We start from the raw sequence: 10,682 nt of genomic DNA, 5'->3' as shown, positions 1-10,682 counted from the left end.
GCGGGGGCGGCCGGCGGGGTGGGGGGGCCCGCCCCCCCGGCCCCCCCGGCGGCGAGGAGGGGCGGCGGCGTCAGCGAGCGGCAGCGGCGGCCGGGCCGGCGCTGGCGGCGCGCTCGGCCGGCGTGCGCAGGCGGAAGGCCGGGATGGTGCGGTGCACCAGCGGGCCGATGGCCAGGGCGTACACGAGGGTGCCCCAGCCGACGGTGCCGCCGAGCGCGAAGCCGACGCCCAGCACCAGCAGCTCCACGCCGGTGCGCGCCACGCGCAGCGGCAGGCCCTTGGCGGCCAGCCCGATGCTGAGCCCGTCGCGCGGGCCCGGGCCGAGGCCGGCCCCGACGTAGACGCCCGTGGCCAGGGCGTTGAGGACGACGCCGGCGAGCAGCAGCGCCCAGGCGGCCGCGGCGGGCTCGCCCGCGCCGGCCGGGACCACGGCGAGGGTGGCGTTGATCGACAGGCCCACGAGGACGACGTTGGCCAGCGTGCCGACGCCCGGGCGCTGCCGCAGCGGGACCCAGCACAGCAGGACGACGACGCCGGTGAGGATCGACCACGTGCCGACCTGCCCGCCGAAGGTCCGCGACAGGCCCTGGTCGAGCACGCTCCACGGCATGACGCCCAGGTCCGAGCGCAGCATCAGGGCGATGCTGGCGCCGTAGGCGGCCAGGCCCACGGCCAGGACGAGCACGCGCAGCGGCCGCCGGTCGGGGACGACGGGCAGCAGGACGCGCGAGGCGGCGCGGCCCAGGGCGCGCTGGCGGGAGGTGGGCACCCGGCCACTGTCGTGCACTTGGCCCTGCCGCGACAGGGCCAAGTCCGCCACGATGGCCGGGTGGACCCCGGTCGCCTCTCCACCCTGCTCGCCCCGTGGCTCGGCGCGGGCGCCGCGTACACCGCCGTCGCCGACGGCGTGCGCGGCCTCGCCCTGGACGGGCGGCTGCCCGTGGGCGCCCGCGTGCCCAGCGAGCGCGCGCTGGCCGCGGCGCTCGGCGTCAGCCGCACCACCGTCAGCGCCGCCTACGACGTCCTGAGGTCCGAGGGCTACCTGCGCAGCGCGCACGGGGCGGGCAGCCGCGTGGCGCTGCCCGCCAGCCCCCCGGAGCGCCCCGACGTCGACCCCGGCGACCCCCGCGAGCCGGAGGGCGTGCTCGACCTGACGATGGCCGCGCTGCCCGCGCCCGCCGCGGTGCTCGAGGCCGTGACCGCCGCGGGCGCGGACCTGCCGCTGCAGCTGGCCCACCACGGGATGCACGCCTTCGGCCTGCCGGTGCTGCGCGGCGCCGTCGCGCGCCACCTCACCGCCCGCGGCCTGCCCACGACGGCGGAGCAGGTGCTCATCACCAGCGGGGCGCTGCAGGGGTGGAACCTGCTGCTGCGGGCGCTCGCGCGCCCGGGCCAGCGGGCGCTGGTGGAGCAGCCGACCTACCCCGCCGTCGTCGACGCGGTCAGGGCGCACCACGTGCGCCCGGTGGCGCTGCCGGTGGGCGAGGCGGGCTGGGAGCTGCCCTCCTCCCCCGCGGCCCTGCGGGCGGCCGCGCAGGCGGTGCTGGCCCACGTCACGCCCGACGCGCAGAACCCGACGGGACTGGTGCAGGACGACGACCAGCGCGCCGCCCTGCTGGCGGCCCTCTCGGGCAGCGGAGGCGCGGTCGGCGGGAGCGGCGCGGGCGGCGGACCGGTGGTCGCCGTGGACGAGACCTTCGCCGACCTGGTGGCGCCGGAGCTGGCGCGCACCCCGCTCGCGGCGCTGGCGGAGCCGCGCCGGGGTGAGGAGGTCGTCACGCTGGGGTCGCTGAGCAAGAGCTTCTGGGCGGGGCTGCGCGTGGGGTGGGTGCGGGCGTCGCCGGAGCTGGTCTCGCGGCTGGCGCAGGTGCGCGCGGGGCTGGACATCACCTCCCCCGTGCTGGACCAGCTGGTGGCGGTGCACCTGCTCGAGCGCGCCCCGGAGCTGCTCGCGGAGCGGCGGGCGCTGCTGGCGACGCGGCGCGCCGGGCTGCAGCGCGCGCTCGCGGCCGGGGTGCCGGACTGGACGGTGAGGCCGGCGCAGGCCGGGCTGGTGCTGTGGGTGGGGCTGCCGACCCCCAGCGCGACGCAGCTGGTCGCCCACGCCCTCGACCTCGGGGTGCGCCTGGTGCCCGGGCCTCGCTTCACCGTGGACGGCACGGGCGACCGGTGGCTCCGCCTGCCGCTGACCGTGGCGCCCGAGGAGGCGCCAGCTCTGGTGGCGGTGCTGCGGGAGGCGCGGGCGCGGGCCGTGGCCAGCGCCCCGACCACGCGCACCCCAGCGCGGTGGACCGCGTGAGCACCCCACCCGAGCCCCGACCAGGCGCCTCGTCTCCTCCCCCGACCCCCTCTCCCTCGCAGCCGAGCGCCTCGTTGCGGTTCACGGGCCCCTCCGGACCGCAGCCGGGCGCTCGGCTGCGGTCCCAGACCGCCTCCGGAGCGCAACCGGGCGCCCGGCTGCGAGGGGGGAGGGGGCGCGAGGGGGTCGGGCGGCAGGTGGCGGCCGGCGTGGTCGGCGCGGTCACCGGGTACGCCAGCTCCTTCACCGTCGTCCTGACCGGCCTGGCCGCGGTCGGCGCCAGCCCGGCGCAGGCGGCCTCGGGCCTGGTCGCGCTGTGCGCGCTGCAGGGCGTGCTCGCCATCGCGATCTCCTGGCGCAGCCGGATGCCCGTGTCCTTCGCATGGTCGACGCCGGGAGCCGCCGTGCTGGTGGCGGCCGGCGCAGGTGGCGCGACCTTCCCCGAGGCCGTCGGCGCCTTCGTGCTGTGCGGCGCGCTCGTGGTGCTCACCGGCGCCTGGCCGGCGCTGTCGCGCCTGGTCACGCGCGTGCCGGCGCCCCTGTCCGGAGCGCTGCTGGCCGGGGTGCTGCTCCCGCTGTGCCTGTCCCCGGTGACGGCGGTGGCCCGCGAGCCGCTGGCCGGCGGCGCCGTCGTGCTGGTGTGGCTGGTGCTGCGGCGCCTCGCGCCGTCGTGGGCCGTGCCCGCGGCCCTGGTCGTGGCGCTGGCGCTCACCGTCGTCCTGGAGCGCGGTGCGGGCGCGGCGTCGGCCGCAGCGGCCGGCGGGCCGGGCTGGGCGCCGGTGCTGGTCTGGACCACCCCGCAGCTCGACCCGCTGGTGCTGGTGAGCATCGGCGTGCCGCTGTACCTGGTGACCATGGCCAGCCAGAACGTGCCGGGCCTGGCGGTGCTGCGCGGCGCCGGCTACCCCGACCCGCCCGCGCGCACCGCGCTGGTCGGCTCCGGCGCCGCCACGGTGCTCGGGGCGCCCTTCGGCGCGCACGCGCTCAACCTCGCCGCGCTGTCGGCGGCCATCATGGCCGGCCCGGAGGTCCACCCCGACACCCGCCGCCGCTGGCCCGCCGCCGTCACCGGTGGGGTCGCCTACCTCGGCCTCGCGCTGCTCTCGGCCGCGGCCGCAGCGCTGGTCTCCTCGGCGCCGCCGCTGCTCGTGCAGGCCGTGGCGGGCCTGGCCCTGCTGGGCGCCTTCCTGGGCGGGCTGGCCTCCGCCGTCGACACCACCGAGCCCGCCGAGCACCGCACCGCCGCCGTCCTCGCCCTGCTGGTGGTGGCCAGCGGTGTGAACGTGGCGGGCGTGGGCAGCGCGGTGTGGGGCCTGGTGGCCGGGGCGGTCTGCTACGCCTGGCTGCGCCCGCGCCACCGCCCCGCCCCCTGAGGACCCCCGTGCCCCCTCCCACCACCCGCAGCGCCTCGAGCGCCACCGCGCCCGCCCTGCACGTGCTCCTGCTGCTGCTGCTCACCCTCAGCACCGGCGTGCTCGACGCGGCCACCTACATCGGCCTGGACGGGGTCTTCACGGCCAACATGACCGGCAACGTGATCTTCCTGGGGATCGGGCTGGTGGACCGCGACGGCGTCGTGCTCCTGCGCTCGGCGCTGGCGCTGGGCGGCTTCCTGGCGGGCGCCGCGGTGCTGGGGCGCGTGGCGCGCGGCAGGCCCGCCCGCGGCGGCGCCGACCCGCTGGTCGGCTGGACCCTGCTCGTCGCGGCGCTCGTGGTCGGCGGCACGGCGCTGCTGGTCGCGCTGGTGAGCATCACGCCGGGCCTCCTGGACGCCGTGACGGTGACGACCGCGGCGGCCATGGGCGCCCAGGCCATCGCCGCCCGCCGCGTGGGCGTCCCCGACGTCACCACCGTGGTGGTCACCAGCACCCTCGCCGGCCTGGCCGCCGAGCACCGCTGGGGCTCGCGCACCGCCGGCGCCCGCTCCGCCCTGCGCCGCGGGGGCGCGGTGGCCTCGATGCTCCTCGGAGCGCTGGTCGGCGCGGTGCTGCTGCGCTGGCACCTGTGGGCGGCGATCGGGCTGACGGCGGCCGTCCTCGCCGTCGTGGGGGTGTCCGTGCTGGTGGCGGCTCGCCGCGCCCGGCGGGCGGCCCCCGCCGCGGCCTGACCCGCGCCCACGACCCTGGCCCACGACCACGCCCCCACGACCACGGCCCACCTCACCCGACCGGGCTGCGCGGCCCCGCGTCCCACCCCGCTGGTCTCCTCGCGGACCGCGCCCGAGGGCGTCGACGGGGCCGGGGACGCCCCGGCGGAGGGCCGCGCGGTGCGCGAGGCGCCGGTCGTCGACGGGCCCGTGAACGGCGCCCCGAGCGCGGGAGGAGGATCGGGAGCATGACCACCGACACGTCCACGCAGCAGGGCCGGGAGGAGGCGCTCGTCGCGAGCGTCCCGACCGACCTCCTCATCGGCGGGCGCTGGGTGCCCGCGTCCACCGGCGAGCGCTTCGACGTGGAGGACCCGGCCACCGGCGCCGTGCTCACCACCGTCGCCGACGCGTCGGTCCAGGACGGCGCCGCCGCGCTCGACGCCGCCGTCGCCGCGCAGGCCTCCTGGGGCCGCACCGCGCCGCGCGAGCGGGCCGAGCTGCTGCGCCGCGCCTTCGACGCCGTCACCGCCCGCGCCGACGACCTCGCCCTGCTCATGACCCTGGAGATGGGCAAGTCCGTGGCCGAGGCGCGCGGGGAGGTGGCCTACGGCGGCGAGTTCCTCCGGTGGAGCTCGGAGCAGGCCGCGCACGTGGCCGGGCGCTACCTGCCCGCCCCGGACGGCAAGCAGCGCCTGCTCGTGGTGAAGAAGCCGGTGGGCCCGTGCCTGTTCATCACGCCGTGGAACTTCCCCCTGGCCATGGCCACCCGCAAGATCGCGCCGGCGCTGGCGGCGGGCTGCACCGTGGTCCTCAAGCCGGCGGCGGAGACGCCGCTGACGGCGCTGCTGTTCGCGCAGGTCCTCCTCGACGCGGGGCTGCCGGACGGCGTGGTCAACGTCATCCCGTGCACGAAGGCCGGTGACGTGACCGGGCCGCTCATCGCCGATCCGCGCCTGCGCAAGCTGTCCTTCACGGGCTCCACCCCGGTGGGCAAGACGCTGCTCAAGCAGGCCTCCGAGCAGGTGCTGCGGACGTCGATGGAGCTGGGCGGCAACGCCCCGTTCCTCGTCTTCGAGGACGCCGACCTCGACGCCGCCGTCGAGGGCGCGCTGCTGGCGAAGATGCGCAACGGCGGGGAGGCGTGCACCTCGGCCAACCGCTTCTACGTGCACTCCTCCGTGGCGGAGGCGTTCTCCGCGAAGCTGGCGGCGCGCATCGGCGGGATGAAGGTGGCGCGCGGCACCGAGGAGGGCGCTCAGGTGGGCCCGATCATCAACGAGAAGGGCCGCGCCAAGATCGCCGACCTCGTCGACGACGCCGTCTCCCGCGGCGCGAAGGTGCTCACCGGCGGCGGCCGCGTGGAGGGGCCCGGCTACTTCTTCTCCCCCACCGTGCTGGCCGACGTCCCGCTCGGCTCGCGGCTGCTCAAGGAGGAGATCTTCGGGCCCGTCGCCCCCGTGACGACGTTCGAGACCGAGGACGAGGCGGTCGCCCTGGCCAACGACACCGAGTTCGGGTTGATCGCCTACGCGTTCACGGCGTCCACGGCGCGGGCGCTGCGCCTGACCGAGCGGCTGGAGACGGGGATGCTCGGCATCAACTCCGGCGTCATCTCCAACCCGGCGGCCCCGTTCGGCGGGGTGAAGCAGTCGGGCCTGGGCCGCGAGGGCGGCGAGGAGGGCATCGAGGAGTACCTCGAGACGCTCTACGCGGGCATCGCCGACCCCTGGGCCTGACCGCCCCACCCCTCCGTCCGTGATCACGCGCTCCCCGGACACCACCCCGCCGTGATCATGGGCGTCCGCCACCCGGCTCCGTGACGCCGGACGTGCAGAGGTCCGCCGCGAGCACCTGCGCGGTGCGCTCGGCGGACCTCTGCACGTCGGCGGTCACCCCCCCGCGCCGGCAGCGCCCGCAGCTGAGCCGTCGCGACCGCGACCAGCGCGGCGCAGACGACGGCGCTGGTCACCGCGGCCACCGCGTGGGCGGCTGGCGCGCCGGCCGTGGACGGCAGGACGGCGAGCGCCCGAGCCGTGAGGAGCACCTCGAGCGGGCGGCGGCCGCGTGCAGAAGTCCGCTGGAGGCGCCTCAGAGGCCGTGTGAGCCGACCTCTGCACGTCCGGCGGGACGCCGGCGAGCGGCCAGGCGCCGCTCCCGCGCCGCAGCCGCGGGCGTGCCCGGCGCCGGCAGCCGGCGCAGCAGCGCAGCGCCCTGGCCCAGGGACCAGACCGCCGAGCTGGCCCAGTACACGAGCAGCCCCAGGGGCACGGCGGCACTGGTGGCCGCCATGGCCAGCGGCACCACCCAGACGGTGAGCCGCTGCGCCTGCCCGAGCGGCCCCTCCAGCGCCTCCGGGGCCGTGCCGCGGGTGAGCTGCAGGTGCGTCGTCAGCCAGGTGGCCACCGCGACGACGACGACGAGCGCCACCGCCAGCACCGCCCCCGCGCCGCCGCCGAGCAGCGAGCCGGACAGCGGCGCACCGGCGACCGTCGCCGCCCCGGCCTGGGCCGCGAGCAGCGGGGTCAGCAGCCCGACCGCGTGCCCGCGCGCGGCGCCGTCGAGCACGCGCGCCAGCGCGACCACCACCGGCAGCTGCAGCAGCACCGGCAGGAAGGACAGCGGCGAGGCCCCGGCCTCGGCGTGCAGCGCCTTCTGCTCGGCGCGCCAGCGGGCCAGCTCGGCCGGGTCGCGGGTCAGCTGCTGGCGCCCGCCGGGTCCGGCAGGACGGGAGTAGCGGCGCTGCAGGGCGCGCAGCCGGGGGGCGATCCGCGCCAGCCGGTGGGACGCGCGGACCTGCCGCAGCACCAGCGGCAGCAGCGCGAGGCGGACCACCACCACGAGGACGACGACGGCGCCGACCCAGGCGCCGCCGGAGGCGGGGTCGAGCCCGAGCCCGCCGAGCAGCGCGTGCGCCGCGACGAGCACGCCGGAGACCGCGGTCTCCAGCCAGGCGAGGGGGTTGAGCAGGGACCAGGACGAGGGCATGCGGACGCTCCAGACGACGGGACCGGACGGGGACGCGGGTCCCCGCGCCGGGTCGCCGGGCGAGCCGTCGGAGCGGCTGTCAGCGGGCGAGGCGGCGCGGGGAGGTCCCCGCGCCGGGTGCCCGTGAGCGCGTGCGGCCGGGGCGTCCCGGCCTGTCGTCGAGGCGGACGACGACGTCCGCCTGCCAGCGCACCGCGGCGGGCGCGCGCGGTGGGGCGGTGAGGAGCAGGACGGCGAGCGCGCTCGCCACCGCGAGGCCCGCGGCCAGCGCCGACCCCGCCAGGACGGCAGCGACCAGGGCGCCACCCGCCACCGCGTGCGTGCCGGCCAGCTGCGGCCCGAGCACGAGCAGCGGCCCCAGGAGCACTGCGAGCGCGACGACGAGCCGCCGCACCGCGCTCCGCCGCTCGTTCACCCGCCCACTGTGGGGCCGGCGCCGCCGCCAGCGCAACCTTCCCGCAGGGTGGCGGACGCCCATGATCACGGACGGAAGGTGTGCACAGCGCCCACGACCACCGTGATCATGGGCGCTGCGCACCCCGGCTGGGGCGAGGGCCTGGCGCAGCCGCGGCGGCGCGAGTAAGTTCCTGCGACCGTGCGTCACGACGGGCGGCCAGCGCCGGCAGCCCCGGAGCAGGACGCCCACCGGTCCGGCGCCGCCACCTGGTTCCGCGTCCACGCGCGCCTGCTGGCCTCCGGCTGGCGCCGGGGTGCCACCTACCGCGGTGCGGCCCTGGGCGGCCTGGTGGCCAACACGACCTTCGGCTTCCTCAAGGTCAGCGTGCTCACCGCGGCTGTGGCAGCCGGCGGCGGCGAGCTGGCCGGGTACGACGAGGCGGCGATCGTCGCCTACGCCTGGCTCAGCCAGGCGCTGCTCGGGTCGGTGAACCTCTTCGGGCGCACCGACCTCGCCGACCGCGTGAAGGACGGCAGCGTCGCCGTCGACCTGCTGCGTCCCGTCGACGTGCAGACCGCCACCACGGCGCAGGAGGTGGGCCGGGCGCTGTTCCAGCTGCTGCCGCGCGGCCTGCCGGTCGTGGCGCTCGGCCTGCTCGTCGGCGGCATGCGCCTGCCCACCGGCCCGACCACCCTCGCCCTGGGCGTGCTCAGCGTGCTCCTGGCGGTGCTGCTCTCCCACCTGCTGGTCTACCTCGTCGCCGCCAGCGGCTTCTGGACCGTCGAGACCCGCGGCCTGCAGGTGCTCTACATGATCGTGTCGGGCTTCCTCGCCGGGCTCTTCGTGCCGATCACGCTCTTCCCGGGCTGGCTGTACGCGCTCGCCGCGGCGACGCCCTTCCCCTCGCTGCTGCAGGTGCCGATCGACGTCCTCTCCGGGCGCGCCACCGGCGCCGCGGCCGTGGGCGCCGTGGCGCTGCAGGTGGCGTGGGTGGCCGCCGTCTTCGTGCTCGGCCACCTGCTCACCCGCGCCGGACGCCGCCGCCTGGAGGTGCAGGGTGGCTGACCTGCTCGACCGCGCCCCCGCCGTCGCGAGCGGCTGGGCCGCCCGGTGGCGCCCCTACCGCGCGGTGCTCGCCAGCCGGGTGCGCGCCCAGACCAGCTACCGCGGCAGCTTCGCGCTGGACCTGGCCAGCTCGGTGCTCATCGGCCTGGTCGAGCTCGCCGAGGTGTGGGTGCTCTACCGCTCCGTCGACGCCCTCGGCGGCCTCGACCTGGCCGCCGTCCTGCTGGTGTTCGGCATCGCCGACACGGCGTTCAGCACCGCCGACCTCGTCGTCGGCCACGTCGACACCCTGCCCCGCTACCTGCGCGCGGGCACCCTGGACGTCTTCTACCTGCGCCCGCAGCCGCTGCTCGCGCAGCTGGTGACCAGCGAGATCAGCCTGCGCCGCGTCACGCGGATCGGCGTGGGGCTGACCGCGCTGGGCGTCGGCCTCGCGGTCAACGACATCGCGTGGTCACCGCTGGTGGTGGCGTTCCTCGTCGTCGTCCTGGTCACCAGCGCCGTGACGTTCGCGGGCGTGTTCGTGGCCGCGGCCGGGGTGCAGTTCTTCCTCGTCGACGCCGCGGAGATGACCAACGCCGTCGTCTACGGCGGCCGGTACGCCGCCACCCAGCCGGCCTCGGTGTGGGCGAAGCCCCTGGTGGCGCTGTTCGGCTTCGCCGTCCCGATCGCCTTCACGGCCTACCTGCCGGTGGTGGCGCTGCTGGGGCTGCCCGGCACGGACTGGCTGCCGTCGTGGCTGGGGTGGCTCGCACCGCTCGCGGCGGTGTGGACGTGGGCGGTGGCGCTGCTGGCCTGGCGCTGCGGGGTGCGGCACTACCAGGGGGGCGGGGGATGACGACGACGGCGGCCGTGCAGGTGGAGGGGCTGACGCGGAGGTTCCGCGTGCGGTCCGGGGTGCTCGGGCGGCGCGAGGTGACCGCCGTCGACGACCTCACGGTGAGCATCGGGGCCGGTGAGTCGGTGGGCTACATCGGGGCCAACGGCGCGGGCAAGTCGACGACGATCAAGATGCTCGCCGGCATCCTCGTGCCGTCGTCGGGGACGGTGCTCACCTGCGGCCTCGCGCCGGTGCGGCAGCGCCGCGAGCTGGCCCGCCGGCTCGGCGTGGTCTTCGGGCAGCGCTCGCAGCTGTGGTGGGACCTGCCGCTGGCGGAGTCCTACCGCATCCTCGCCGCGGTGCACGGGCTGGGCGCCGCGCGCGAGCGGGAGCGGACGGCGGAGCTGGTGGAGCGCCTGGAGCTCGGCTCCTTCCTGGCCACCCCCGTGCGGCAGCTCTCCCTAGGCCAGCGGATGCGCGGGGAGGTCGCCGCGGCTCTGCTGCACTCCCCCGCGCTGCTGGTGCTCGACGAGCCGACCATCGGCCTGGACGTGCTGAGCAAGCAGCGGCTGCGGGAGTTCCTCCTCGCCGAGCGCGCCTCCCACGGCACCACGCTGCTGCTGACCACCCACGACATGGGCGACGTGTCGCGCCTGTGCGAGCGGGTGCTCCTCGTCGACCGCGGCCGCCTGGCCTACGACGGGTCGCTGGCGGGCCTCTCGCGGACCGTCGGGGCGCGCCGGGTGCTCGTGGTGGACCTGGCGGCGCCGGCCGCGGACCTGCACGGGGTGCCGCACGCGGAGCACCTCGGCAGCGAGGGCGGGGGGCTGCGCCAGCGGCTCGCGTTCGACGACGAGGCCACCACGGCCGCCGCCGTGCTGTCAGCGGTGAGCGAGCGCGTGGAGGTGCGCGACCTGTCGGTGGAGGAGCCCGACGTCGAGGACGTCGTCCGCAGGGTCTACCTCTCCCGCGGCCGCTGACCCCCCTCCCCCTCCGTGATCATGGGCGATCGGCCACCCGGGGTGGC

The 10,682-nt window shown here is 77.7% G+C and carries 10 protein-coding genes; 7 read left to right on the top strand and 3 right to left on the bottom strand.

Annotation, left to right across the window (positions count from 1 at the left end; translation table 11 throughout):
* Positions 1-70: 70 nt before the first annotated feature.
* Positions 71-769 (bottom strand): membrane protein YczE, encoded by a 699-nt coding sequence (yczE, locus tag ACUN9U_RS17885; RefSeq protein WP_445486352.1) that lies wholly within the window; start codon positions 767-769, stop codon positions 71-73.
* Positions 770-829: 60 nt separating this feature from the next.
* Between yczE and ACUN9U_RS17880 the strand changes: the two genes are divergently transcribed.
* From ACUN9U_RS17880 to ACUN9U_RS17865, 4 genes are all read left to right on the top strand, one after another.
* Positions 830-2,299, top strand: coding sequence for an aminotransferase-like domain-containing protein (locus tag ACUN9U_RS17880; protein WP_445486351.1), 1,470 nt, complete (start codon positions 830-832; stop codon positions 2,297-2,299).
* 197 nt (positions 2,300-2,496) lie between these two features.
* A complete protein-coding gene (locus ACUN9U_RS17875; protein WP_445486350.1) occupies positions 2,497-3,672 on the top strand; it encodes a benzoate/H(+) symporter BenE family transporter in 1,176 nt (391 codons plus the stop codon).
* An 8-nt stretch (positions 3,673-3,680) separates the two neighbouring features.
* Positions 3,681-4,406 carry a YoaK family protein gene (locus ACUN9U_RS17870; protein ID WP_445486349.1) on the top strand — a complete coding sequence of 242 codons (726 nt, stop codon included), beginning with the start codon at positions 3,681-3,683 and terminating at the stop codon, positions 4,404-4,406.
* A 227-nt stretch (positions 4,407-4,633) separates the two neighbouring features.
* Entirely contained in the window at positions 4,634-6,124 is a 1,491-nt protein-coding gene (locus ACUN9U_RS17865) for an NAD-dependent succinate-semialdehyde dehydrogenase (protein ID WP_445486348.1), read from the top strand.
* Positions 6,125-6,476: 352 nt separating this feature from the next.
* Here the strand turns inward: ACUN9U_RS17865 and yidC are convergent, their stop codons facing one another.
* Both yidC and ACUN9U_RS17855 read right to left on the bottom strand, forming a co-directional pair.
* Positions 6,477-7,373 (bottom strand): membrane protein insertase YidC, encoded by an 897-nt coding sequence (gene yidC / locus ACUN9U_RS17860; RefSeq protein ID WP_445486347.1) that lies wholly within the window; start codon positions 7,371-7,373, stop codon positions 6,477-6,479.
* A 79-nt stretch (positions 7,374-7,452) separates the two neighbouring features.
* Positions 7,453-7,788 (bottom strand): hypothetical protein, encoded by a 336-nt coding sequence (locus ACUN9U_RS17855; RefSeq protein ID WP_445486346.1) that lies wholly within the window; start codon positions 7,786-7,788, stop codon positions 7,453-7,455.
* A gap of 180 nt (positions 7,789-7,968) precedes the next feature.
* Here ACUN9U_RS17855 and ACUN9U_RS17850 point away from each other — a divergent pair, with 180 nt between their 5' ends.
* Genes ACUN9U_RS17850 through ACUN9U_RS17840 form a run of 3 tightly spaced genes read left to right on the top strand, consistent with a single transcriptional unit; the run spans position 7,969 to position 10,635 of the window.
* Positions 7,969-8,835, top strand: coding sequence for an ABC transporter permease (locus tag ACUN9U_RS17850; RefSeq protein ID WP_445486345.1), 867 nt, complete (start codon positions 7,969-7,971; stop codon positions 8,833-8,835).
* Positions 8,828-9,673: an ABC transporter permease gene (locus ACUN9U_RS17845; RefSeq protein WP_445486344.1), complete on the top strand. Its 846-nt coding sequence runs from the start codon at positions 8,828-8,830 to the stop codon at positions 9,671-9,673. Before ACUN9U_RS17850 ends, ACUN9U_RS17845 begins: the two co-directional genes overlap by 8 nt.
* Complete coding sequence (locus ACUN9U_RS17840; protein ID WP_445486343.1) at positions 9,670-10,635, top strand: ABC transporter ATP-binding protein; 966 nt, start codon at positions 9,670-9,672, stop codon at positions 10,633-10,635. Before ACUN9U_RS17845 ends, ACUN9U_RS17840 begins: the two co-directional genes overlap by 4 nt.
* The last annotated feature ends 47 nt before the right edge of the window (positions 10,636-10,682 follow it).

It is taken from the genome of Quadrisphaera sp. KR29 (genome assembly GCF_052644995.1).
The sequence above is the reverse complement of the archived record's forward strand: the minus strand, read 5'-3'. Positions and strand labels throughout refer to the sequence as shown.

What these genes read in the sequence shown, in the direction of transcription:
- ACUN9U_RS17865 (WP_445486348.1), top strand. Translation starts at nt 4,634, where the DNA reads ATGACCACCGACACGTCCACGCAGCAGGGCCGGGAGGAGGCGCTCGTC.
- ACUN9U_RS17840 (WP_445486343.1), top strand. Translation starts at nt 9,670, where the DNA reads ATGACGACGACGGCGGCCGTGCAGGTGGAGGGGCTGACGCGGAGGTTC.
- yidC (WP_445486347.1), bottom strand. Translation starts at nt 7,373, where the DNA reads ATGCCCTCGTCCTGGTCCCTGCTCAACCCCCTCGCCTGGCTGGAGACC.